Here is a 23949-nt window from a genome sequence, read left to right on the forward strand (position 1 = left end):
AGCCCTGGAACCTGTTTCTCCACCGTTACGGCTTGACGATGACACTCGTCGGGTCTGATCGCCTTCATGGTGACGACCAAAATCCCGCGGGACGACCAACGAGACGAAGGCAGCCATTCATGACGCAGATCGAACTTCGCGGCATCCAGAAATATTTTGGTGCCGTCCAGGTCATCAAGAACCTCAATCTCGCCATCGCCGACAACGAATTCATCGTGCTGCTCGGACAATCCGGCTGCGGCAAGACGACGACGTTGCGCGCCGTCGCGGGCCTGGAGACCATCGACGAAGGCGACATCCTGATCAACGGCCAGCCGGTGCAGCACATGAAGGCGTCGGACCGGGACATCGCCATGGTGTTCCAGTCCTTTTCACTCTATCCGCACATGACGGTCTACGAAAACATCGCCTTTCCGCTGCGCGCGACGCGCATGAGTAAGGGCGACATTGAGACGGCGGTGCGCGAGATCGCGCGCGTGCTGCGCATCACCGAGTTTCTCGGCCGCAAGCCCTCGGCGCTTTCGGGCGGCGACATGCAACGCGTGGCGATCGGCCGGGCACTCGTGCGCCGCCCAAAGGCCATGCTGATGGACGAGCCGATCGGCGCGCTTGACGCAAAACTGCGCGAGGAGATGCGCGCCGAAATCAAGCGCCTGCATATCAAGCAGGGCTCGACCACCATCTACGTGACCCACGATCAGGTCGAGGCCATGTCGCTCGCCGACCGCATCGTCATCATGCACGAGGGCATTCTCCAGCAGGTCGGAAGCCCGTCCGAGGTCTATGCCTATCCGGCGAACATGTTCGTCGCGCAATTCGTCGGCAGCCCCGTCATGAACATGGCGCAGGCGACCGTCAGCGAAACGGGCGGCCATGCCAGCGTGCAAGTCAGCGGTGGGGCAAAGGGCTTCGAGTTCCCCGCCGCCCTTGCCAACCGTCTCTCGGACGCAAAGGCCGAAAACGGCAAGCTGACGCTCGGCGTCCGGCCAGAGGGGGTACTCATCTCGCGCGAGGCCCGCGAGGGCTTCATGCAAGTCGAGGCGCATATCATCGAACCGCTCGGCTCGCACGACATCGTCGACCTGAAGGTCGGCGACCAGATGATCAGGGCTCGCACCAAGAGCGGATTCGTCCCCGGTCCGGGCGAAGCCGTCTGGGCACGCATCGACCCCGACCAGGCGCATTTCTTCAACACGGCGACCGGCTCGTCGCTCGGGATCAGACTCTGATGGCCCATATCGAACTCAAGGGTATCACCAAGACCTTCGGCAACCACGCGGCGCTGAAAAATCTGAACATCGAAATCGCTGACGGCGAGTTCTTCGTGCTGCTCGGCCAGACCGGTGCCGGCAAGACGACGACGCTGCGCCTGATCGCCGCTCTCGAAAAACCGACGGCAGGGCAGATCCTCATCGACGGGCAGGACGTCGCCGACTGGGGTGCCGCCGAGCGCGACGTTGCCCTGGTGCTCCAGCAATATTCGCTCTATCCGCGCTATACGGTGCGGGAGAACCTGGAATTTCCACTGAAATCCCCCATCCGCCGCGTCGAACCTGCAGAGATCAAGGAACGCGTCGACCGGGTCGCGAAAACCCTGCGCATCGAGCACCTGCTCGACCGCAAGACGGACCGGCTGTCGGGCGGCGAGATGCAGCGCGTCTCGATCGGCCGAGCCATCGTACGCAAGCCGCGCGTCTTCCTGATGGACGAACCGCTTTCGGCGCTCGACGCCAAACTGCGCGAGGCGCTGCGCACCGAGCTGAAAAACCTGCAGATGAACCTGGGCGCGACCTTCCTGTTCGTCACGCACGACCAGATCGAGGCCATGTCGATGGGCGACAAGATCGGCGTGCTGAACAACGGCCATCTCGTGCAGACGGGCACGCCACATGAAATCTACAACAACCCGGTCAACACCTTCGTCGCCCGCGCGGTCGGCTCGCCGCCGATGAACCTGATCGGCGGCACGCTTGAAGGCGGCGAGGCCGTGGCCACCGAGGGCTACCGGCTGCCGCTCGGCAACGGGTACGGGATTGCGACGGACGGTCGCCCGCTCACCTTCGGCATCCGCCCCGAGGACCTCTTCCTCGACAGCGGTGCGCCGGGGCAAGCACGGGTGCACGACGTGGAGAACCATGGCGTCGAAAAGATCGTGACGCTGCGAACCGGCAACGGGGAGCTGTTGCAGGCAACCGTGCCGGCCCGCACCGAGCTGGAGATCGACGAGTCCGTGCGCTTCTCTTGGAATCCTGAAAAGGTCGTGCTTTTCGACGGCAACAGCGGTATGAGCCTGCGGTACGCGAGCTGACCTGATAGATCCGAAAGATGCCAGCGGCCCGCGTGACACCGCGGGGGGTCGCTAGCGTTTCGGATTGTCGCGAGGGGGCTCAGAGCTATGCCGGAAAGCGCCGGCGATAGTGTTCGACCACCTCGGGATTGCGCAGATTGACTGGCAGTTCGCCGTTCATGATGCGCATGGCTTCGCTGGCCGCGCCCATTCCCATACGCATCATGCTCTCTTCCGTTAGACCGGCGAGATGCGGAGTGACGATGACATTATCGAAGCCGAAATAGGGATGGTCGAGCGGGAGTGGCTGCGTTGCGAAGACGTCGAGCGCGGCTCCGCCGATGCGGCCATCGTGCAGCGCCTGGATCAGCGCCGCGTCATCGATCACCGGGCCGCGCGAGACGTTGACCAGAATAGAATCGGGCTTCATGCGGCCGATGCGCCCGGCATTGAGCAGGCCGGTCGTCTCCGGCGTCAGGGGGCAGCAGAGCACGACGACGTCGGCCGTCGCGACAAGGTCGTCGACCGGCAGGTAGCGCGCACCATGTGGCACGCTTTCAGGCGACCGGCTCGTGGCGACCACCTCCACGCCGAAACCGAACTTCGCGATCCGGAAGATCGCCTTGCCGACATTGCCCATGCCGACGATGCCTATGGTGCGGCCGCCGAGGTCCACAGCCCCGTCCGACTGGCTGCGCCCCGCCGCCCAGCCCTTCCGCCGCAGTTCACGGTCCATCAGGCGGAAGCGCCGAAGCAGGGCCATCGTCACGAGGAAGACGTGCTCGGCGACCGTCGGCGCATTGACGGCCGGCACGTTGGCGACGAGCACGCCCGCACGGGTCGCCGCATCCATCGGCACCATATCGAGCCCGGCGCCGTGGCGGATCGCAGCGCGAAGCGCCGGCGCATCCCGAAAGAAGGCCGGCGGGATCGGCGCGCGCACGACGATGATCCCCGCGCCCTGCCCTTCTCGAAGCAACGTTTCGGGATCGGCGGCGGACGCGACGCGCAGATCGCCCGCAGCCTTGAGCATGGCCTCGGCCGCTGGATGCAGGGGATGCGTGGAAAAGATGAAGCTCATCGGCCCTCCCAGCCGGTTACGCCTATCCGGCGGCCGTCGCTGGCCCGCCGATGAGACCCTTCCAGTAGCTTTCCGCACCCTGGAGATGCGCGCTCATCAGCGCTTGGGCGAGATTGCCGTCGCGAGCAATAAGCGCCTCGTAGATGCGGATATGTTCCTCATGCGAGCGCCGGCTGCGGGCGATGTCGCCGAAATAGATCGGCAGGCGCTGCTCGCCCATCACGTAGTAGACACTGCACACGCGATAGAAGACGCTATTCTTGGTCGCGCGGACGATCTCCAGATGGAAATCCCGGTCCTCGCGCGCCAGCCCCTCGCCAGCGGCAAGCTTCGCCTCGGACGCGGCGAGGATATCGCGCAGGCGCTGATAATTCTCTTCCGTCGCCCGCAGGCAGGCAAGTTCCGCGGCCTTGATCTCATGGATCTTGCGAAGCTCCACAGTCTCGTAGATCAGGATCGGATCGAGCGGCACGCCGGCGCGGGCAAAGAGTGCCATGGCCTCGACGCTCGCCTCCGTGGTCGTCAGGTAGATACCGGACTTGGCGCGGCGCTCGACGATGCGCATAGCCTCCAGGATCGCCAGCGCCTCGCGAATCTGGCCGCGGCTGACGCCGAAATGCTCCGCAAGCTCCCGCTCTGAAGGCGTGCGGCCGTTTTCGCTCGAATTCGCGAAAAGATATCCTGCGAGATCGGAGAGTAGGGAGTTTTCTTTCATCGTCACTATCTTTGCGCGTGAGCCTCCAGGACCCGCTGATTGATCGTGAAGCCCAGGCCGGGTTTATCGGGAATCTCTATCATGCCGTCCTTCACCGACACAGTGTCCTCGACGAGATCATGGATCATCGGATTCGCGCCGAGCGAATACTCGATGACGAAGCTTGCCGGGGAAGCCGCGCACAGGTGCAGGCCCGAGAAAAAACAGGGCGCACCGGCCCACAGATGCGGTACGAAACGGAGGTTGAAGGCGCTGGCGAGCGAACTGATGCGCATCGCCTCCGTGATGCCGCCGCAGAAGGCCGGATCGGGCTGAAATATATCTGCGGCCCGCAGCACCGCAAGATCGCGGAAGGCAAAACGGGTCGCCTCGCTCTCGCCCGCGGCGATCGGCACATTACCCGCCGCGCGTACCTCCGCCATGCCCGGTTTGTCGTCGGCTATCACCGGTTCCTCGAACCAGGCGAGGTCGCAATCCGCCACCATCTGGATGAAGCGCTTCGCCTCGGCGACCGTATAGGTGCCGTGCGCATCGACCATCAGGTCGATGTCGGGGCCGATCGCCTTGCGAGCCGCCCGCACCCGCGACGCCGAGACATGCGGCGCACGGTCCATCGCGCCGACGCGCATTTTGACCGACTTGAAGCCGTCGGCCGCGATATAGGACTGGAGCTGCTCGCCGATCCGGTCCGCGCTCTCCCAACCACCCGAAGCATAGGCAGGCAACCTGTCCGCCTTGCGGCCACCCAAGAGCTTCCAGACGGGGACGCCGAGTGACTTGCCGAGAATGTCCCACAGCGCCATGTCGACCGCGCTGATCGCCGCGACGGATAGACCGCGCCGCGCGATCTCCGGCATGGCGTGACCCGAAATCGCCGCCATCTCGTGGCGTACGCCGTTGTAGAGCATCTCCCATATGGCGGAGATGTCGGCAGGGTCACGGCCGATGAGCTTCGGCCCCACCTCCTGGTTCAGCATATGCACCAGCGTGCCATAGGTGCCTGCGCTGCCGGCGGCATTCTTGCCCTCTCCCCAGCCGACGATGCCGTCATTCGTCTCTATACGCACGATCGCGGCGTCGAAGGACGTCAGTCGGCCGAAGTCGCTACGGTGTTGGCGGCTCGCCGCGATGGGAATCTTCACCCACCAGGCCTCTACGGATTTGATACGCATGTGTCGGATCTCCCGCCCTCACGACCTCGCAGGCCGCGAGAACATATGCCTTTCCGTTCGTCACTTGATCAGCGGCAGGATCGTCTCGGCCGTGATCCGCATCTGATCGTCGTAGAACTTCTCGGTAAGAAGGCTCGAGCCGTGGTCCTGGATGAACTTCAATTGCTCCGGCGGGATATCGACGGGGCTGCGCTCCACCATGTCCGGGTACTTGGCGGCCGGCGTGCGATCGACGGGGGCGACGAACTCGTTCGTCACCGCGCCCTCATAACCGATCTCCTTCAGCGTGCCGATGATCTTCGGCCAGTCGAGCTGGCCGAGGCCGGCGGCGAAGCGATTGTTGTCGGCGACGTGGAAATCGAAGAGGCGCTTCCCGGCCAGCCGGATCGCGTCGTACATGTCCTCCTCCTCGATATTGAGATGGAAGGCATCGAGGCAGACGCCGCATTCCGGGCTCACCGCATCGGCCAGCGCCAGCGCCTGAGCGGCGCGGTTGAAGAGATAGGTCTCGAAGCGGTTGAGCGGCTCGATCGCCAGCCGCACCCCCTTCTTCTGCGCGTGGGTGAAGCACTCGCGGGTGGCGTCGACCACCCACTTCCACTCCTCGTCTTCGGTCGCGTCCGGCACTACCTTGCCGACGGTCGCCGGCACAAGCGTGACGATCTCGCCCTCGAGTTCGCTGACCATGGTGATGACGCTATTGACGTAATCCACCGACTTGGCGCGCTGGCCCTCGTCCTTGGCGGCAAGGTTGCGCTCGCCTAGCGTCAGCGTGACGGCGCCCCAGCAGCGGATGCCGTGTTCCTTGAGCAGCGCGCGCGTTTCCTTCACATCGTACTGTGTCGGCTCGCCCGATATCTCGATGCTCTCGTAGCCGTATTTCTTGATACGCTTCAGCGTGACGGCGAGCGGTTCCGCCCGCATCCAGTTGTGTGTTGAAAGATGCATGAGGTCCTCCCAGGCTGTTGCGGCTCGCTTAACCGCCGAGGGCGGCAAACGGTCACCTTCTCGTCGGCCAGTCCCCGCCATTTCGGTAATCTGGTTCGGCCAATTATCGCTGATTGAAAGATCTAGCGCAATTTCTCATCCTATGCAAGACGGAACGAGAAACGGGGATATATCTTATTATACCGAGGTTTAATGTTGAGATCTGGATTTTGCGCTAATCCTGCAGACGAGCGACGCCCAGAATTGGCTTGACCGGATGTCCAGTTTTGGTATGACCAGATTGCGATGGACACCAGGGGCCGAAGGCCCAGAGGGAGGAGACATGAAGATCGGCATGTGCATGTTCCTGTGGACGACGAGTGTCGGCCGGAAGCACGAGGGACTGTTTCGCGACATCAAGGACACCGGGTTTGATGGCGTCGAGATTCCGATCTTTTCGGGGACGCCCGACGACTACCGTCGGCTGGGGGCCCTGCTCGACCGGATAGGCCTGGAACGGACCGCCGTTTCCGCCATGGGCGACCCCTCGACGAACCTGATCGCCCCCGACGCCACTACCCGCAGACGCGGCATCGACTATATGAAGTGGGCAATCGACTGCAGCGATGCGCTCGGCGCCAAGATGCTGAGCGGGCCGCTGCATTCGACGCTCGGCCAATTTTCCGGAAGCGGGCCGAGCGCGGCGGAACTCAAGCGCTCGGTCTCCTCGCAACGCGCGATCGGCGATCATGCAGCAAAGCGCGGCGTCACGATCGGGCTCGAGGCGCTGAACCGCTTTGAATGTTACCTATTCAACACGATGGACGCCCTTGCGGCCCATGTCGACGCGGTCGGGCATCCCAATATCCGCGCTATGTACGACACGTTTCACAGCAATATCGAGGAGGCCGATCCCATCGGCGCCTTCACGCGAAACAGGGACCGCATCGTCCATGTCCACATTTCGGAAAACGACCGCGGCGTACCGGGGCGCGGCCACATTCCCTGGGCGGAGACGTTCAGGGCGATACGCGCGAGTGGCTACGACGGCTGGCTGACAATCGAAGCCTTCGGCCGGGCGCTCAAGGACCTTGCCGCCGCGACAAAGGTCTGGCGCGACTTTTCCGAGACACCGGAAGCGGTCTATCGCGAAGGCTACCGCCATATCCGCGAAGGATGGCACGCGGCAGCATGAACGCGGTGCCGCCAATCGATCAGTCCGAATTTCGATCCGGGCGCGCGAACGACCGCGTCATTCCACTCTCTCGGGTCGACGTTCGGAAGCGAAGGACGGTGCATTCTATTTTCAGGTGCGACATGCCCTAGATCCAAAGGCTTCCTGTTCCCTAGCCTGCCGCGAAATTCTTAAGCACCTCCCCAGACAAACGATAACGGATCCATTCGTTCATGGGTTCAGCGCCGATTGCTTCATAGACGCGGATTGCTGGCTCGTTCCAGTCGAGTACGCTCCATTCAAACCGACCACAGCCAGTCTCGAGAGCGATTTCAGCCAGTCGTTTGAGCAGAGCCTTGCCCGCACCCAATCCGCGCGCCGCTGGCGTCACATACAGGTCTTCGAGATAGAGTCCGTTTTTTGCCTGCCAGGTCGAGTAATTGAAGAACCAGATAGCCATGCCAACCGGCCCGCTATCCTGTTCGCAGATCAATGCGCGAGTCACAGAGTTCGTGCCGAAAATCGACTCTTCGATCTTCTGAATGGTAGCGGCGACTTCGTGGTCAGCTTTTTCATAGATCGCGAGCTCGCGAATGAAACCCAAAAGCGTCGCCGCATCTTCACGGACAGCCTCACGTATGGTCAACACGACAGAAAATCCCTTAAATTAACTGGCGGAAGCTATGGGTTTAGACAGTCGCTGATGTCAAGTCGGCGGCATTTATTCCTTTTCGGCTCCGGCGAAACCGCGGCCGAACACGGCTCCGGGTCACTACGTCTCTAGTTACCGCCAATTCGTGAAAGCAGCGAGGTGAACTTGATTGATCTCTTTGGTCTTGAGCAGAATCCAACCCCCGATCTGTAGGTAATTCAGTTTATTCGCGCGGTTGCGGGCAAGGGATCAGTGCCTTCGCTAAGGATCGCGAGATACCGCCGATAGCTGAAAACGCGACCTCGCTTGCGGCCCGTCACCTCCTCAACTACCCCGAAACGTTCCAGGTCTATGAGTGCTGCATTGACGGTGGGCGCAGATAGGCCTGTCTTCTGAACGAGCTGATTGGCCGTCAAAAACGGATTCTGCTGAAAAAGATCGTGAATGCGAAGGGCTGAACCCGCTCGGTCGCTTTCGGTTGTGATGCGTTCACGGTCTTCCTTGAAGACGTCGACGATCCGAGTGGCGGCGTCAAATGCCTGGTTGGCGGTGTCGGCAACACCGGTGAGAAAAAAGTCGAGCCAAGCTTCCCAATTCCCTCGTTCTCGGACTTCCTGGAGCAGCCGATAGTATTCCGTCCTGTGGGTCTTCAGGTAAAGGCTTAGATAGAGTAGCGGCTTATGCAGAACGCCGTTCATGCAAAGATACAGCGTAACTAGCAAGCGGCCGATACGGCCGTTACCATCCAGAAATGGATGGATCGTCTCGAATTGGACGTGCAGAAGGCCAGCCTTGATTAGTGCTGGCAGTCGCGACCGATCTTCGTGCATGAAACGCTCAAGCGCATTCAGACAGGCGTCCATCTCCGTAACAGGCGGCGGCACGAAGAGTGCATTGCCAGGCCGCGTCCCTCCAATCCAATTTTGCGAACGTCGGAATTCTCCAGGATTCTTGGTGCCGCCGCGCCCACTTTGCAGCAATCGCGCGTGCATTTCACGGATCAAACGTAGCGACATCGGCATGGCGTCTAGCCGCTCCAGGCCATGCATCATGGCATCGACGTAGTTCGATACTTCGCGGATATCATCGACAGGTTGCCCCGCCTGCGCTTCGGTCTCAAACCGCAGGAGATCGGAAAGCGTCGACTGTGTCCCTTCGATCTGCGAGGATAGAACCGCTTCTTTCCTGACATACATATAGAGAAAGAGCTCCTGACGCGGGAGCAGCATCGTGATGCCGTCTAAGCGTCCGAGAGCTCGCTCCGCCAAGCTAAGGCGCTCCAACAGTGAAAGCACGTCAATAGCAGGCAGGGGCGGCAATGGCGGCGGTATGAACGCCCGCACCGTTTCGCCGGCAGCGGATGTTTCTACAAAGCGGCCGAGCCGCTGATTGGGTTCAGAATCAGACATGGCCGGAGTATGATTTTCGGTCGCTATTTAAGCAAGAGGCATTTCGCTTAAATAAGGAAGAGGCTAAGATAAGCGCTCTTAATTAAGCGAGGCTCAGTCAACTGCCTTGAAAGGAATCGAACCGGCCACCTAGTTTGATCATATTAACGCCGTTTCGGCGACGTGAACACGAGCGCGATATTTGCGCCCGCGGCGAGTCTATAATCGATGTCCGCCTCCACAGGCCAATGGAACCCGAGATTTGCTGGCTGTCATGCCATTGGATTACTGGGGTCAACCACCGAGATCGATAATCAATCAATAGGGATTGTGCAAAGTTTGAGTCGACCGCTTTCGATGGCGAGGCGACATTCGCAACCTGTAGCAAGCTAGGAGAAAAAACGATGGACGAGCCAGACCGTTGGCGCCATATGGCAAGCGCACCGAAAGACGGTAGTCGAGTCCTCGTCACGATCCGACCGTCCGAACAAGGTCCGGCGGAAGTTGACCTCGCGTACTGGTCGAATGGCGATCAATTTGGCGGAGAAGGTTGGCGCGCGTCTGATTCCTCGCCCGGGCAGATCATCGGATATGCCGAACCGGAATTGAAGTGTTGGATGCCGATGCCTCGGCCAACCTCAGTCGCACCTCGATGCCCTTGCCCTGGGAAGGCGACGAGGACCAGAACTTCGACGGGTCAGGGATTTAAAAACTCGCGCCGAAATCCTTGAATGGGTTCGTCGCGTCGTGATTAGCGGGGCTACAGATTATCGGCGCTTCCAAGTTGCGGCATCGAAACAGAGATATGCTATCCGCTTTCCGGCAATGGCCTACGGCGGCCGAGCAAGCCGCGCTATGCACGGTTCCTGATCGAGAACAGTGTGCTCTCGATGACTGGCAATCGCGTTCGAAACAGGCTCCTCCGATTCCGCCCACCTGGCGACCGCTTTCCGTAAGAAGTATAGGGAGCCGCCTAGGTCATTCCGATAGGAGTCTGCCCGGAAAGTAGCAAGGATCGGGTGGGCCTGAGCGCGCTCCCAGTTGTCATCTCTGCTTCGGTTGGATTTGCGCCACCTCGCGCGCCGACGGTCCGCTAGTCTGTCATACCAGCAAAGGAAGGAATGAAGTTTCCTTGGTGATAAACCAACGCCTTCGCGCCATCGAGTTCTACGGCCAGCTTCGTTTTGGTCGCATTGGGGCTTGATCTAGGCTCGCGGCGGCCTTCTTCAGGCAGTCGAGATAATGGTCCCGGTTCGCAAGGCCGTCGTCGCGCGGCGTGACGAGGCAGAGCGTTGCGGCTGCATGACCTTCTTCGCCCCGCACTGGTACGGCAAAACAGTGGGTGAAGCTGTCGACGATGCTGTTGAACGTGAAGAGACCTTCACGCTCGGCCTGGCGCACCTCGGCGATGAAGGTTTGCGGATCGAGCCACTCGCCCGTCGGCAGGCGGAAATCCTGCGGCGGAATGAAGTTCAAGATTTCCTGATCCGACAGATGCGCGACGAGCAGGCGGCCCGACGCCGTCCACGGGATCGGCACCGACTGCCCGACATCCGTCGAAATGCGGAATGGGCGTGCGCCTTCGCGCATGCGAACGACCGTGTATCTGTTTCCGTCCAGCATGCAGAACTGCGCCGTCTCCCGCGTCTCGTCGGCAAGCTGTTCCAACGCCGCCTCGCATTCGCGGGTGAAATCGAAATGGTTCTCATAGGCTGTGCCGAGGAAATACAGCTTGCGGCCGAGATAGACACGCCCTTCGCCGCCCGTGAATTCCAGAATGCCATTCTGCAGCAGCAGGTTGACGAGCTCGTAAACCGATGAGCGCGGCGCGCCGATCTGCGCGGCGATTTCGTTCGGCTTCAGGGCCTGCCGTTTTTGGCGCAGGAACTCGAGGATCTCGAAGGCGCGGTCGAGCCCTCGGGCGCGCTTGCCGGCTGCTTCGTCCTGAACTGCATCCATTGCTGTCGATCCTTTTTTGTCCGGCAGAGCTTTTCAAGCCGTCTGCCGCATCTGTCAATCGATCCCGTCATTCATCGCGAATGAAATCTTCCCACCCCTCTTGCGAGGTAAAAAAATCGGCATAAGATCACCTCGTCCGGTATATAGATCATATGTACGGTATATTGGACATAGATGGCAAGCCAACGCTGCCGCCCACAAAAAAGGGGATCGACATGAAGAATCTTGAAAATGGCATTTCCGCTTCGCTACGCCGCCGCCTTCTTGCGGGTGCCGCCGCCGCGGCGGCGCTCCTCGTCTTTTCGGCCGGCACGGCCTCAGCCGCCGCCAATTGCATCAAGGGTGACAGGAAGGCGCCCTATACCATCGGCTGGGCGAACATCTATTCGGTGCCGACCTGGATGAAGCAGACCGAAGGCACCATCACGGCTGAAGTGGAGGAGCTGAAGAAGGCTGGCCTCGTGAAGGACCTGATGATTACGGACGCGCAGGGCAACGCCCAGACGCAGATCCAGCATATCCAGTCGATGATCGATGCCAATGTCGACGCCATCGTCGTGATCGCCGGTTCCTCCAACGCGCTCGACCGCGTCATTTCCGATGCCTGCGACAAGGGCATCGCCGTCGTGAATTTCGACAGCCTCGTCAACACCGACAAGGTGACTGCGAAGATCAATACCGATTCCAACGAATGGGGCGCGACCGCTGCCAAGTGGATGGTCAGCCAGCTCGGCGGCAAAGGAAAGATCATCGTCATGAACGGCCCGGCCGGCATTTCGGTGAGCGACGACCGCCGCAAGGGCGCCCAGCCGGTCCTCGATGCCAATCCCGGTCTCCAGGTGATCACCGAGACGAACACGGAATATAACGTCGCGCCGGCACAGGAAGCGATGACCAGCCTGCTCTTCGCCAATCCCGAAATCGACGGCGTGCTGTCGCTCGGCGGCGCGCTATCGGCCGGCTCCGTCCTCGCCTTCGAGCGCCAGGGCCGCGACCAGGTGCCGACAACAGGCGAAAACGCCCGGCAGTTCCTGGAGCTCTGGAAGGAGAAGGGACTGAAGAGCTGGGCGACCATGCAGCCCAACTGGCTCGGCGCGCTTTCCGTTTACACGGCTGTACAGGCGCTGGAAGGCAAGGACGTTCCGGCCTTCGTCAAGGTGCCGCTGCCTGTCATCGACGACAGCACGATCGGCAGCTACCTCGCACGGGCCGACAAGTTCCCGGCTGACGGCTATATCTACTCGGACTACGACAAGGCGCTCTTCGACAAGCTGCTTGCCAAGTAATCCGCGTTGAGGGAAGCCGTCATGACGGAAGAAAGACCCCTGCTGGAAGCCCGGCACGTGTGCAGGGGATTTTTCGGCAATCCCGTTTTGAAGGGCGTCGATATCGCCCTTCTGCCGGGCAGGGTTCACGCCCTGCTCGGCGAAAACGGCGCCGGCAAGTCCACGCTGATCAATCTCCTGTCCGGTGCTCTCCAGCCGGACGGTGGTTCCATCCTCGTCGACGGCAAGTCCGTCGGGCGCTTCAGCCCGGCGGCTGCGCGCGCGGCGGGTATCGCCGTGGTTCAGCAGGAGCTGAGCCTCACGGCCAGTCTCTCGATTGCCGAAAACGTCGGGCTCGGCGCGTTTCCGCGCCGGTTCGGTCTCATCGATTACAGAGCACTCCATCGCGGCGTTCGGGATGTCTGCGACATGGTGGGGCTCACCGAACCGCTCGACATGCCGGTCGCCGATCTCGCGCTTGGCCGCCGTCAGATGGTGGAAATCGCCAAGGCGCTGTTCCGGAAACCACGCGTGCTTATTCTGGACGAGCCGACTTCGTCGCTCTCCGCTCACGAAGCCGGCATCCTTGCCCGTCTGATCGAGACGCTGAGGGACCGCGGCACGGCACTTCTGTATATTTCCCACCGCCTCAATGAGGTGCAGGCGCTCTGCTCGCATGTCACGGTGCTGAAGGACGGCTTGGTCACCGCGGACCAGTCGCTGTCCGGCATCGACGGCGAAGGCCTGGTGCGCCTCATGGTCGGCCGCGAGACCGGCGACCTGTTCCCGCCGCGCCTGGCCGCAACACCCGGCGCGATGCGCATCAGCGTCGAAGGCTTTTCCGCCGGCATGGTGCGTGACGTCGGCTTCTCCGCCCGCGCCGGCGAGATCGTCGGCATCGGCGGGCTCGTGGGACAAGGGCAGGAAGACCTGCTGCTTGGCCTCTACGGCGCGATTCCGGCCGCGGCTTCCAGAGCGGAGGTATCAGGCAAATCCGGCCTGCCCGCCCATGTCGGCGAGGCGAATGCCGCGGGCATCGTCTATGTCCCGGCCGACCGCAAGCACGACGGGCTGGTGCTGCCCCATTCCATCGCATCCAATCTCATCCTGCCCTCGCTTGGACGGCTTGCCGGCAAGGGGCTGCGCGACCGGCAGGCGGAAAACGGCCTGGTCGCCGATCTCGCGCGCCGGCTGACGATCAAGGGCGATACGGACCGCCCGGTGCAGGCGCTTTCCGGCGGCAATCAGCAGAAGGTGGCGCTCGCCAAATGGCTGCCGCTCGATCCCTCCGTTCTGCTCCTCAACGATCCGACGCGCGGCGTCGATATCGAGACCAAGCGAGAAATCTATCTCATGCTCCGTGCCTTCGCCGCCGAGGGGCGGCTCGTCATTCTGGCCAGCTCCGATACGCCGGAGCTCGTGCATCTCTGCGATCGTGTCGTGGTTCTGCGCGAGGGGCGCGTCGCGGCGGTGCTATCGCAAGATGAAATCAGCGAAGGAGCGATCGTCGGCGCGGCCATGGGCATCACCACCACGACGCAGGGAGAGGCAGCATGAGCACAAATTCGTCATCCCGGCTCTACGGCTCGATCCAGCTTCGCCGCAACCGCGGCCTTGCCGGCCTCTATCTGGTTGTCGCCGCCTTTCTCATCCTCTATGCGCTGCTCTTTCCTGGCATCCTTTCCATCGGCGGCTTCTCGAAGTTCACGCAGAACTGGTTCCCGCTCGCGCTCGTCACCATGGCGCAGGCGCTTCTCATGCTGAACGGTGGCATCACCCTGGCGATCGGCCCGCTCGTCAGCCTTGGAGCCGTGATTGCCGCGACGACGATGGAAGGAGCGCTCGGCGTGCCGGGCGGCATTCTTGCGGTCGCACTCGCCGGTCTTTCGATCGGCGCCGTCATCGGCGCCATCGTGACGCATCTGAGGCTGCCTGCGATCATCGTCACGCTCGCCGGCTCCTTCATCATCGGCGGGGTCGCACTCATCCTGCTGCCGCGGCCGGGCGGGTTCATTCCCGATTGGCTGTCGACGACGCTGGCCGGCCACACACCCGTCGCCTTCCTGCTGCTCGTCGTCATCCTGGCGCTCTGGAAGGCCTTTCTCGCAACGCCGCTCGGCCTCGGCATCTACGCGGCTGGCGACAATCCGGTCGGCGCATTCCGCTCCGGCGTCCCGGTCGAACGGGTGAAGGTCGTCGCCTTCGCGCTGTCCGGTCTTCTCGCAGCACTGACCGGTCTCTTCGTCGCTGCCCAGACCGGCTCGGGTGATCCTGTTATCGGTACGCCCTTCACGCTGAACTCGATCGCCGCCGCCGTGCTCGGCGGAGTGGGTTTCCTTGGCGGTAAGGGCACGATGCGTGGCGCGATCTGCGGCAGCCTGCTGCTCTCGGTCATGATCAACGTTATGTTCTTCCTGGGCTTCCCGCCGGTCGCGCAATATGTCGCGCAGGGCCTGATCATCGTCGGCGCGGTCGCGGTGCCGGAACTTCTCGCGCAATGGAGGGCAAGGCGATGAACACGATCAGGTCCGCGTTCCGCAATCCGCCGCTCCTGACCTTCCTTCTGGTCACACTCGTCTGGATCGTCGCAAGCTTCACGCTGCGTGGTTTCGGTGCCTATGGCCACCTGCGCTACCTGCTCGAACTCGCCACGGTGATCGGTATTGTGGCAGCCGGGCAGACGCTCGTCATCCTTATGGGCGGCATCGATCTTTCCGTCGGCGCGGTCATCACCGTCACGGCGATCCTGCTGCCGCTTATTTCGCCGGCCTGGGACCCGACCGGCCTCGTCGGCATCGCGGCGGCCCTCGCCATCGCCACCGGCATCGGCCTCATGAACGGCGCGGGTGCTGCCTATCTTCGCGTGCCGCCGATCATCATGACGCTTGCCATGGCAACCTTCCTGCAGGGCTTGCTCGTCATTGTCGCCGGCGGCAGCGCGGTCACCGTCAGCAACCCGGCGGTCATTCTGCTCGGGCAGGCGCGGCCGCTCGGCATTCCGGCCGGCATCATTCTGTGGCTCGTCGTCTCGATCGTCGTCCTCCTGCTCGTCCACCGCATGCCGATCGGCGCGCGTTTGCTGGCGCTTGGGGCAAATCCGCTGGCTGCCCGGCTTTCCGGCGTCAGCGTCACCCGCAACACGCTGATCGTCCATACTCTGTCGGGCTTTTTCGCAGGGCTTGCGGGCATTCTCGTGCTGGGCATGAACCGGCAAGGCTATGTCGGCATCGGCGACCCCTATCTGCTGACGTCGATCGCCGCCGTCGTGCTCGGCGGCACCTCCATCCTTGGCGGCCGCGGCACCTATGCCGGGACCATTCCGGGGGCAACCCTGCTCGTCACGACGACGGCGCTGATCACTGTGGTCAACGCCTCGCCCGGCTGGCGGTCGATCATGTTCGGCACGCTGATCCTTGCCCTTCTGCTCGTTTCCGGCCGCGAGGCGCGCAGATGACGAGGCGCTACGACGGGCCGGTGATCGACCCGCACCATCATCTCTGGGACCTTGGGCTGCAACGTCATCCCTGGCTCCAGAAGGCGCGGGCTTCCGGCGAAGAGATGGTTTTCGGAAGCTTCGCGCCGATCCTGCGCGACTACGGCATCGACGATTATCGCGCCGACGCCGCGCGCCAGAACGTCGTTGCAACGGTCCATGTGGAGGCCGGCTGGTCCGATGCGCACCCGCTGGAAGAAAGCCGCTGGCTGGATGGCCTCGACCGAAGCTCCGGCGTCGCGCATCGCTATATCGCGCGCGTTCCTCTCGACGGGCCGGACGCCATACGCTTGCTCGAGGCGGAAGCGGCAAACCCGAATGTCGTCGGCATCCGTGATATCGTCAGCTGGCATCCGGAAGCGGCGAAGAGTTTTGCTCCGCGCCCGAACCGCATGGGCGATCCCGCCTGGCGGGCGGGGCTTGCCGAGGCCACGCGGCTCGGGCTGGTCTTCGATCTGATGCTTTATCCCTGGCAGATGAGCGAAGCGCTCGAGCTCCTACAGGCTTTTCCGGAAACGCTTTTCGTGCTCAACCACGGCGGAAGCCCCGCTGATCGGACGGAGGACGGCATGGCGCTCTGGCGCCGCGGCCTGCGGGCGCTCGGTAGCGAGCCGAACGTGCGCCTGAAGATTTCCGACCTCGTCGCCTACGACAACGAATGGACGCTCGACAGCCTGCGGCCGGTGATTGAGCATTGCCTCGATTGTTTCGGCCCGGCACGCTCCATGTTCGCGAGCGACTTTCCGGTCGCGGGCCTGCACGCCTCTTTCGATGAGGTTTATCAGGTTTTCCGCACGGTCGCCTCGCAGCTGTCTCTCGAGGAGCAGCGCGCCCTGTTCTTTGCCACTGCCAATGACACCTATCGCCTCGGCATCGCCGATCAGGTCGAGATCAGGAGGGGCTACCATGTCTGACCTTCATACCGCGACGGAAAACGTGTTGATCGACGAGCGGGTGCGAGGCTTTCCACCAGGCAATCCGCCGCTCCCACTTGCTGCAATCGGCAAGCAGGGATGGAAACCCTATGACGGCAGGATGGCCCTGCCGCTGATCTCGCTCGACCGGCAGGCCTTCTCCTGTAATGTCGAACTGATGATGGCCTATGTGAAGAGCCACGGCGCCGAAATCGCGCCGCACGCCAAGACACCGATGTCGACAGCGCTGGCGCACGCGCTTCTGGCGGCAGGCGCCTGGGGCACAACGGTCGCCGACATCCGCCAGACCGCCGTCCTGCTCAAGGCGGGACAGCGCCGCCTGATCCTTGCCAACGAGATCGGCGGGGCCGCCGCTGCTCGCCGGCTTGCGGCCCTTCTCGCCGATTATCCCGATGCGGAACTGCATGTCTTCGTGGATTCGACAGCGCTCGTCGATGCGCTTCGCTCAGCCTGGCAGCAGCGTGCAGATCTGCCGCCCCTTGGCCTGCTGGTGGAGTTCGGCGCCGGCCGCGCCGGTGTTCGCAGCGCCGCCGCCGCCGAGGCAATCCTCTACGCGATCCTTGCGGTGGAGACGCCGACCTTCCGGCTGACCGGCATCGCCGCCTATGAGGGTGCGGCCGCGACCGCCGATGCGGAAGAGACGATGCTTCGCATCGGCGCTCTGATGGCGGTGACGGCGGATTTCCTGCCGAAGGTGCGCGCCCGCATAGGCGACGAGCGGCCGATCCTCGTCACGGCTGGCGGCTCGGTCTTTTTCGACGTGGTGGTTGCGCGGCTTGCAGCCGCCGTTGCGGCCGATCCCGCCTGCCGGCTCGTGCTGCGTAGCGGCGCGATCTTCTTCTACGATCACGGCATCTACGAGCGTGGCCTTGCCGGCCTCGATGCTCGCGGCGGTTTCCGCATCGGCGGCGAGACGGTTTCGGCGACCGCAGGTTTCCGTCCGGCGGTGCGGGTCTGGGCCGAAGTCTTGTCGCGGCCCGAAGCGCAGCTTGCGATCTGCGGCATGGGCATGCGCGACGTGGCGATGGACCAGGGCCTGCCGCGGCCGCTGGCGCTCTATCGCAATGGTGCGTATCTCGCCGATCTCATGGGCGCCGAAGTTTTCCGCCTCAACGATCAGCATGCCTTCGTCGCCCTTGCCGACGATAGCGACGTCGCGGTGGGCGACGTCATCGAGTACGGCATCTCGCATCCCTGCACCTGCTTTGACCGGCATGCCATCCTCTACGGCCTCGACCCGGACCATTCGGTGACGGCGGCCTATCTGACCAGCTTCGGCTGACCTCTCCCTCCAAAAGCAAGAAAAGGAAAGCCCGCCCATGATCCAGCGCTATCAGAAGGGTTCGCGTATGAGCCAAGCCGTCAGCTACGGCGGTCTCGTCTATATTGCCGGCCAGGTCGCAGAAAATCGCAAGGCGGGCATCGAGGACCAGACCCGCGATGTGCTCGGCAAGATCGATGCCCTCTTGAAGGAAACCGGTATCGACCGCTCGCGCCTCATCGCCGTCAACGTCTTCCTGCCGGCGATCGTCGATTTCGATGCGATGAACAGCGTCTATGATGGCTGGATCGACGTCGAAAACCCGCCGGCCCGCGCCTGCGTCGAGGCACGCCTCGCCGATCCTGATCTGCGCGTCGAAATGACCGCGGTCGCCGCCCTCTGACGGCATCGCAACCGTCCGCACTGGAGACATCATGCACAGTGGCCTCGTCAATCCGATCGACTTTTCGCGCGAGGGCCGGCAGGCCGGCCACCTCGCCATTCCCTATTCGATCGACCGTTCGCCCTATTATCAGATCCGCATTCCGGTCCTTCGCCTGAAGAATGGCGAGGGGCCGTCTTTGCTGCTGATGGCCGGCAATCACGGCGACGAGTATGAGGGCGAACTCCAGCTCGGCCGGCTGATGCGCCTGTTGGAGGTTTCCGAAATCCGTGGCGCCGTCACCGTCCTGCCGATGGCGAACCTGCCGGCGGTGATGGCGGGCAAGCGCTGCTCGCCCTTTGACGGCGGCAACCTCAATCGGGCGTTTCCCGGCGATCCCACCGGGTCACCGACGGCGCGCCTCGCTCATTTCCTCGAACACGAGCTCTTTCCGCGCCATGACGTCATGCTCGACCTGCATTCGGGCGGCACATCCATGGCGCACCTGCCCTGTACGCTGATCGAGCGGCAGGCGGATGGCGCCCGCTTCGAGCGGTCCGTCTCGCTGATGCGGGCGATCGGCGCATCGCATGCCTTCATCGCCGACAACGGGCCGACCGCACCGACATCGATGGGGGCTGCCGGGCGGGCGGGGACCGTCGGTCTTTCCGGAGAGTTCGGCGGCGGCGGCACCGTGACGCCTGAGACAATGGCCTTCACGGCGGCGGCGATCGACCAGCTGCTCATGACGCTCGGCATCATCGAGCGTCCGGTCTTGTCGCGCGCACCGCTCCCCGAGCCGGGACCATTGCAACTGCTTTCACTGTCCCGGCACAGCCAGGGCATCTATGCGAACCGCAGAGGCTGGTTCGAGCCGGCCGTCGCACTTGGCGCCACCGTTTCCGCCGGCGAACTTGCCGGATGGTATCATGACCTGGAACGCCTGGAGCAGCCGGAGGAAGAGCTGCGCTTCGTCGAGAGCGGCATTGTCATTTCCCACAGGCTGCATTGCGACGGCCAGGCCGGCGACTGCCTGATCCAGGTCGCTGAACCCATCGCATCCTGAGGAGATGGCATGAGCGCTGATCCGCTTACGTGATGACGTCGATCGCAGCCTTGACCCAGTCGAGTCGCTTTGCCGGTATGAGGCCGTAGTTGTAGAAGTTCACGCCGTCAGCGCCGGCATCGACGGCGGCCTTGGCGCGTGCGGCCAGGACCGCAGGCTCGCCGACCTCGGGATAGAAGACGCGCAGGCCAACCCCGAGGAACTTTCCCGGTCCGATTGCCGCCCGCCCGGTCCGAATGACATTGCCGACGACACCCGGCGCCATGTCGTAGCAGCAGAGGATCACCCCGTCGCAGAGCTTGCCGACTGCTGCGAGATCGACGCCGCCGAGCCAGCCGTCCTTCAGGTCGATGAGCACGATGCGTGTCGCCGGATCGGCGGCCGCCTTGATCTCGCCGATCAGGCTGGTCACCGGTTCGCTGCGCCAGGCAAGATAGCCGTGCAGATCAGGATGGTCGCGAAAGGCATCGATCCCGGCTGCCGGGAAGTCGGGAAACTGCCGTTCTGGAACAGCCCGTTCGCAGAGTTCCGCGATGAAGCGCACGACCGATCTGCGCGCACCTTCGACCGGCACGCCGGTCTTTTCGGCGCGCGCCGTGCAATGGTCGCAGAAGCAGAGTGACAGAAGGAAATCGTCTTCGCCGTTCAAGCCGACACCGTCTTTCTCGTGATGGTATTCGTGCGCGAATCCCATGAAGTTCGGGCTTTCGAGTTCCACCATATCGGGCTGGTAGTTCGTCGTGACGTCGCGCACGAGGGTGACAACATAGGCGCGCGCTGCCGGGCTGGAGGGGCAAAGGTTGTAATAGTTGGGATTGCCAAAGGCGTTCCGCGTCACGTGATCGGGATGTAGCATGCCGAGACGGGTATTGTGGAGGCAGACCGTCCAGCAGGAGACCTTGAGACCCGTCGTGTCGCGTCCCCTGACGAGCGCTTCCAGCATGTCGCCGCGCTCGTCCACGTTCCTGGCCATCAGCGGCCGGATCACCTTGTCCTGCCATAGGCTTTCATCCGGCCGGAAGTAGACCGTCCCGTCCTCGGGGAAATAGGCCTTTTGCTGCGGGCTCCGCGGCTGAAGGAACCGGCCAGCATGATAGGAGGTCGCCAGGCTGACCGTTGTGAGGCCCGCACGGCCGCGAAGGTCGGCGGCAAGTGCTGCGAGCCCCTGGTCCTGGATATCCCAGGGGTAAGCCCAGATGGAAAGATGCATGGCGTACTCCCTACAAATCTGTCCATTTTATAGAACACGTGTCCATAATAGTGTCTTCTGTAATGGGCCTTTAATCGTCAAGTCCCTCCTGAATGGATTATCTCGTCGCTGAGGTCATGCTTCTGTCCGTGGTCAGCACGAAGACCGCCACACATACCCGCTCCGCACTGGTGGTGGAGAACGACTTTGCGCGCTTCTCCTATTCGATCCATGACAACACGGTGCGCCATAAAACCCAGGATGCGGATTTCACAGAGAGCGTGCTGAACTCGTTGCTCGCAACGACGATAGGAGAGGATTGGAGGCCGTCCTGCATAGAGTTTGAGCACATGCCCGGTGACAATCTGGCGCTTTATCGCTCACATTTTGCTTGTCCCTTAGCATTCGGGCGCCGGGAAAACGCAATCGTTTTTCTTAAGAGGTTTCTCGATCGTCCGATTGGCACCGGCGGCGACGCCCAACACCATTTGCGTATCGCCAGCGAACTGTCGGATCTTCTCTGTCGCCGTGAAAAACGCCTCGATCTTGTCACGGCGCTTAAGGCATGGATCGCTGCAGCGCTTTGCCGGCATGCGAGCATCGATATAGAGGACGCGGCGGGAGATTTCGGCATGAGCCTACGCAGCTTCCAGCGCAAGCTTGCCGAATGCGGTGTCAATTATGCTGAACTGCGCAACCTTGTGCGGATGGAGATCGCGAAGAGTTTGCTTGCCAACACGCGCCTGTCGATCCCGGTCATCACCGATCAACTGGGCTATAGCGAATTGAGTGCCTTTGCTCGCAGCTTCCGCCATCTCACCGGATTCACTGCTCGCTTTCGTGACGCAGCCCGAAATTAGGAACGTCCACGGCGATCGCTCACAGAAGGCGCGGCCGACCGCGATCTTCGCAGTCAATAACAACGCAGCGATTGGCGCGCTTTTCGTGCATATGCACGGCTTGGTCTCACGTACCAGGCGATGTTTCCGTGGTAAGCATGACATACCAGTTGTCCCGGAGTCTTCCACACCGTTGACCACGCTAAGCTTGGAGTGGGCTGCTGAGGCGACGATGCTCAAGAAAACACGGGGAATGGCCTGAGCTTGCGAGCACAAGGATTGGAGCGCTCGGGCGCTACCTGGAGGAGGCTTTATGGAAGCGTTTTACGGCACCGTCTTCAACTGAGGCCTTGTGAAGGGCAGCCCAACAGAGTTCGGACTGGCATCGCTGACGCATGGATATGCGCGCGCTGGTCGGCCGAAATTTTGCGCGCCTGCGTCATGAAAAGGGTCTGACGCAGGAGGAGGTGGAATTGCGGCCGGGCTTCAGCCAGCAGTACTTAAGCGACCTGGAGAGGGGAAAGCGCAATCCAACGATCGTCACGCTCTACGAACTCGCTCAAGCGCTCGGCGTCAGTCACATCGACCTTGTCCTTGACGACGGGAATCGCCCCGAAGGATTTGCTGACGGAAACGAGTTCGATATCGATGCTGCTCATTTGCTGCCACCATGGAGTTGGACGGAAAATCCGCCGAATTTTTCAAAGAGGAAGATCACGCGAGGATGAAGATCATCGACGCGACATTGACCGCCGCCATCACCGGTACGGCCCAATGACAAATCGTGGACCATCGTAATTAGAGAGATCGCGACGATTATTCCCGCTCACGCAGCGTGCATTTTGACTTTAACATCGCCATCGTCTCTCATCCGCTCGCTTTGGAGCGAGCCGCTTCTTCAGAAGCCGTATCCGCAAGCGTTGGTGGCGTTGGTATTTCGGAGAGTCTGAATGATCTCATTGAGAACGAACCATGCTGGTCGACGGCGTACCAAAGCCAGTGTTTTCGGCCCTCGATGGAAATTACAACCTCGTCCAGATGCCAAGCCTTCAGCTGTCGATGTTCCTCGTTAAGCGCGACCAACTGATCGGAAGGTGCTTTGACTTGAGCGCCGACGCTTCGATGCTCTTGGACACCGCGGTACAGAAGAGTTCTCTCTCAATTTTGAAACGAGACTGAAGGTTGGGTCATTGTCTTGCGGAGACGATTATGTTTGCTACGCCCCGGCCAATGAAGCCGAAATCTGCCCGTCGTCCCCAGTTTCAGCGTCGATGGTGGCTCCACCTGCTGGTAACGCCCTTGCTCGATCGATCCACGTCCCGCTCGACGGCATCGCCTCGGTTACGTCGACGACGGAGATTGCTGCCTCACAGCCTTCGTCTTTCGGGGCCAGCACAAGGCCCTTCTGTGAACCGGTCACCAGTGGAGGTCATCCAGTCGTCTTCCATTTTCAAGCAAGCGTCTGCCTGATGCCGGCAATCCCGCGGCGCAGGAAGGGATCTGTGTGGATGTAGAGGAACTGAACACCCTTCTGCAGCCAATGAGGCAGTTCGTCGGCGGTGACCAGCGTGCCAGCAACCTTGCCTGCTGCGCGGATCTTGTCGACGGCGACCGCGACCTTGTCGACGACCGCTTCAGGACGCGGCTCGCCGAAGGGTGGAGCCGGCGGATAGCCCATATTCTGCGAGAGATCGCCAGGTCCAACAAAGAAGACGTCGATGCCATCAACCTTCAGCATCTCGTCGAGATTGTCTATGGCATCCATCGTCTCGATCATCGCCACCACGAGGCGCTTGTCGAAGTCGGACGGAAGTGCGTAACGGACAGCATCGACGATGGCGCGAGCCTGCTCGGCCGTGTCCACCATCGGGACCATGATTCCATCAGCGCCAGCATTCAGGTAGCGGATGATGAGCGGGCGCTCGTGTGAATGAGGCCGGACGATCGCCGCTCCGCCAACGGACCGGACGATCTGCGCAGTCATGCGCACATCTTCGAAGCTCCAGCTTCCGTGTTCGCAGTCGACGAACACGGAATCAGCTCCGAGCTCCACCAGTCGGGCTGCCAGGCCCGACGACGAGTGATGAGGCGTATACATGGTGACTGCCTCGCCGGCCTGCAGCCGCGCGCGCAACTTCGCTCCGTTCATCAATGTCCTCCCAAT

General features: G+C 62.1%; 22 protein-coding genes and 5 pseudogenes. 15 read left to right on the forward strand and 12 right to left on the reverse strand.

Features of this window, described 5'->3' with window-relative positions; all coding sequences use genetic code 11:
* Nucleotides 1–119 precede the first annotated feature (119 nt).
* Together ACZ9DP_RS11755 and ACZ9DP_RS11760 are read left to right on the forward strand one after the other, a co-directional pair.
* Nucleotides 120–1229, forward strand: coding sequence for an ABC transporter ATP-binding protein (locus ACZ9DP_RS11755; RefSeq protein WP_239601527.1), 1110 nt, complete (start codon nucleotides 120–122; stop codon nucleotides 1227–1229).
* The gene (locus ACZ9DP_RS11760) at nucleotides 1229–2308 is read left to right on the forward strand and encodes an ABC transporter ATP-binding protein (protein WP_476201807.1); all 1080 of its coding nucleotides are present in this window, start codon (nucleotides 1229–1231) and stop codon (nucleotides 2306–2308) included. Before ACZ9DP_RS11755 ends, ACZ9DP_RS11760 begins: the two co-directional genes overlap by 1 nt.
* A gap of 85 nt (nucleotides 2309–2393) precedes the next feature.
* Here the strand turns inward: ACZ9DP_RS11760 and ACZ9DP_RS11765 are convergent, their stop codons facing one another.
* Genes ACZ9DP_RS11765 through ACZ9DP_RS11780 form a run of 4 tightly spaced genes read right to left on the reverse strand, consistent with a single transcriptional unit; the run spans nucleotide 2394 to nucleotide 6203 of the window.
* Entirely contained in the window at nucleotides 2394–3368 is a 975-nt protein-coding gene (locus ACZ9DP_RS11765; RefSeq protein ID WP_476201808.1) for an NAD(P)-dependent oxidoreductase, read from the reverse strand.
* A 22-nt stretch (nucleotides 3369–3390) separates the two neighbouring features.
* Nucleotides 3391–4083, reverse strand: a complete 693-nt coding sequence (locus tag ACZ9DP_RS11770; protein WP_476201809.1) for a FadR/GntR family transcriptional regulator — start codon at nucleotides 4081–4083, stop codon at nucleotides 3391–3393.
* 5 nt (nucleotides 4084–4088) lie between these two features.
* The gene (locus ACZ9DP_RS11775) at nucleotides 4089–5255 is read right to left on the reverse strand and encodes a mandelate racemase/muconate lactonizing enzyme family protein (RefSeq protein WP_476201810.1); all 1167 of its coding nucleotides are present in this window, start codon (nucleotides 5253–5255) and stop codon (nucleotides 4089–4091) included.
* A gap of 60 nt (nucleotides 5256–5315) precedes the next feature.
* Complete coding sequence (locus tag ACZ9DP_RS11780) at nucleotides 5316–6203, reverse strand: sugar phosphate isomerase/epimerase family protein (protein ID WP_476201812.1); 888 nt, start codon at nucleotides 6201–6203, stop codon at nucleotides 5316–5318.
* A gap of 322 nt (nucleotides 6204–6525) precedes the next feature.
* On the opposite strand from ACZ9DP_RS11780, the gene ACZ9DP_RS11785 reads away from it, so the two are divergent.
* Nucleotides 6526–7377: a sugar phosphate isomerase/epimerase family protein gene (locus ACZ9DP_RS11785; RefSeq protein ID WP_476201813.1), complete on the forward strand. Its 852-nt coding sequence runs from the start codon at nucleotides 6526–6528 to the stop codon at nucleotides 7375–7377.
* Between the two features lie 151 nt (nucleotides 7378–7528).
* Here the strand turns inward: ACZ9DP_RS11785 and ACZ9DP_RS11790 are convergent, their stop codons facing one another.
* Together ACZ9DP_RS11790 and ACZ9DP_RS11795 are read right to left on the reverse strand one after the other, a co-directional pair.
* Complete coding sequence (locus tag ACZ9DP_RS11790) at nucleotides 7529–8005, reverse strand: N-acetyltransferase family protein (protein ID WP_476201814.1); 477 nt, start codon at nucleotides 8003–8005, stop codon at nucleotides 7529–7531.
* Nucleotides 8006–8226: 221 nt separating this feature from the next.
* The gene (locus tag ACZ9DP_RS11795) at nucleotides 8227–9417 is read right to left on the reverse strand and encodes a Fic family protein (protein WP_476201816.1); all 1191 of its coding nucleotides are present in this window, start codon (nucleotides 9415–9417) and stop codon (nucleotides 8227–8229) included.
* Between the two features lie 383 nt (nucleotides 9418–9800).
* On the opposite strand from ACZ9DP_RS11795, the pseudogene ACZ9DP_RS11800 reads away from it, so the two are divergent.
* Nucleotides 9801–10105: pseudogene (locus ACZ9DP_RS11800) on the forward strand (hypothetical protein).
* Nucleotides 10106–10247: 142 nt separating this feature from the next.
* Nucleotides 10248–10386: pseudogene (locus ACZ9DP_RS11805) on the forward strand (AraC family transcriptional regulator); the annotation flags it as partial.
* 177 nt (nucleotides 10387–10563) lie between these two features.
* Here the strand turns inward: ACZ9DP_RS11805 and ACZ9DP_RS11810 are convergent.
* Nucleotides 10564–11355 carry an IclR family transcriptional regulator gene (locus ACZ9DP_RS11810; protein WP_476201817.1) on the reverse strand — a complete coding sequence of 264 codons (792 nt, stop codon included), beginning with the start codon at nucleotides 11353–11355 and terminating at the stop codon, nucleotides 10564–10566.
* A 215-nt stretch (nucleotides 11356–11570) separates the two neighbouring features.
* Between ACZ9DP_RS11810 and ACZ9DP_RS11815 the strand changes: the two genes are divergently transcribed.
* The 8 genes from ACZ9DP_RS11815 to ACZ9DP_RS11850 are packed head-to-tail and all read left to right on the forward strand — an operon-like array spanning nucleotide 11571 to nucleotide 19757.
* Nucleotides 11571–12641 (forward strand): substrate-binding domain-containing protein, encoded by a 1071-nt coding sequence (locus ACZ9DP_RS11815; RefSeq protein WP_476201819.1) that lies wholly within the window; start codon nucleotides 11571–11573, stop codon nucleotides 12639–12641.
* Nucleotides 12642–12662: 21 nt separating this feature from the next.
* Nucleotides 12663–14177, forward strand: coding sequence for a sugar ABC transporter ATP-binding protein (locus ACZ9DP_RS11820; protein WP_476201820.1), 1515 nt, complete (start codon nucleotides 12663–12665; stop codon nucleotides 14175–14177).
* Nucleotides 14174–15136, forward strand: coding sequence for an ABC transporter permease (locus ACZ9DP_RS11825; protein WP_476201822.1), 963 nt, complete (start codon nucleotides 14174–14176; stop codon nucleotides 15134–15136). Before ACZ9DP_RS11820 ends, ACZ9DP_RS11825 begins: the two co-directional genes overlap by 4 nt.
* Nucleotides 15133–16074, forward strand: a complete 942-nt coding sequence (locus ACZ9DP_RS11830) for an ABC transporter permease (RefSeq protein WP_476201823.1) — start codon at nucleotides 15133–15135, stop codon at nucleotides 16072–16074. The genes ACZ9DP_RS11825 and ACZ9DP_RS11830 overlap by 4 nt, the downstream gene beginning before the upstream one ends.
* On the forward strand, nucleotides 16071–17027 hold the full coding sequence (locus ACZ9DP_RS11835) for an amidohydrolase family protein (protein WP_476201825.1): 957 nt from the start codon (nucleotides 16071–16073) through the stop codon (nucleotides 17025–17027). Before ACZ9DP_RS11830 ends, ACZ9DP_RS11835 begins: the two co-directional genes overlap by 4 nt.
* Complete coding sequence (locus ACZ9DP_RS11840; protein WP_476201826.1) at nucleotides 17020–18330, forward strand: alanine racemase; 1311 nt, start codon at nucleotides 17020–17022, stop codon at nucleotides 18328–18330. Before ACZ9DP_RS11835 ends, ACZ9DP_RS11840 begins: the two co-directional genes overlap by 8 nt.
* A gap of 37 nt (nucleotides 18331–18367) precedes the next feature.
* Entirely contained in the window at nucleotides 18368–18712 is a 345-nt protein-coding gene (locus ACZ9DP_RS11845) for a RidA family protein (RefSeq protein ID WP_476201828.1), read from the forward strand.
* A 31-nt stretch (nucleotides 18713–18743) separates the two neighbouring features.
* Nucleotides 18744–19757, forward strand: a complete 1014-nt coding sequence (locus ACZ9DP_RS11850; protein WP_476201830.1) for a succinylglutamate desuccinylase/aspartoacylase family protein — start codon at nucleotides 18744–18746, stop codon at nucleotides 19755–19757.
* A gap of 25 nt (nucleotides 19758–19782) precedes the next feature.
* Here the strand turns inward: ACZ9DP_RS11850 and ACZ9DP_RS11855 are convergent, their stop codons facing one another.
* Nucleotides 19783–20967, reverse strand: coding sequence for a hypothetical protein (locus ACZ9DP_RS11855; protein WP_476201832.1), 1185 nt, complete (start codon nucleotides 20965–20967; stop codon nucleotides 19783–19785).
* A gap of 92 nt (nucleotides 20968–21059) precedes the next feature.
* On the opposite strand from ACZ9DP_RS11855, the gene ACZ9DP_RS11860 reads away from it, so the two are divergent.
* Both ACZ9DP_RS11860 and ACZ9DP_RS11865 read left to right on the forward strand, forming a co-directional pair.
* The gene (locus ACZ9DP_RS11860; RefSeq protein WP_476201834.1) at nucleotides 21060–21806 is read left to right on the forward strand and encodes a helix-turn-helix domain-containing protein; all 747 of its coding nucleotides are present in this window, start codon (nucleotides 21060–21062) and stop codon (nucleotides 21804–21806) included.
* Nucleotides 21807–22180: 374 nt separating this feature from the next.
* Nucleotides 22181–22387, forward strand: a pseudogene (locus ACZ9DP_RS11865) (helix-turn-helix domain-containing protein); the annotation flags it as partial.
* 53 nt (nucleotides 22388–22440) lie between these two features.
* Here the strand turns inward: ACZ9DP_RS11865 and ACZ9DP_RS11870 are convergent.
* From ACZ9DP_RS11870 to ACZ9DP_RS11885, 4 genes and pseudogenes are all read right to left on the reverse strand, one after another.
* Nucleotides 22441–22550 (reverse strand): annotated as a pseudogene (locus ACZ9DP_RS11870) (ABC transporter permease); the annotation flags it as partial.
* A gap of 110 nt (nucleotides 22551–22660) precedes the next feature.
* A pseudogene (locus tag ACZ9DP_RS11875) lies at nucleotides 22661–22829 on the reverse strand (DDE-type integrase/transposase/recombinase); the annotation flags it as partial.
* A gap of 172 nt (nucleotides 22830–23001) precedes the next feature.
* Entirely contained in the window at nucleotides 23002–23205 is a 204-nt protein-coding gene (locus tag ACZ9DP_RS11880) for a hypothetical protein (protein WP_476201835.1), read from the reverse strand.
* A 30-nt stretch (nucleotides 23206–23235) separates the two neighbouring features.
* Nucleotides 23236–23934: an HpcH/HpaI aldolase family protein gene (locus tag ACZ9DP_RS11885; protein WP_476201837.1), complete on the reverse strand. Its 699-nt coding sequence runs from the start codon at nucleotides 23932–23934 to the stop codon at nucleotides 23236–23238.
* Nucleotides 23935–23949: the final 15 nt, after the last annotated feature.

It is taken from the genome of Rhizobium sp. USDA 4016 (assembly GCF_056279705.1).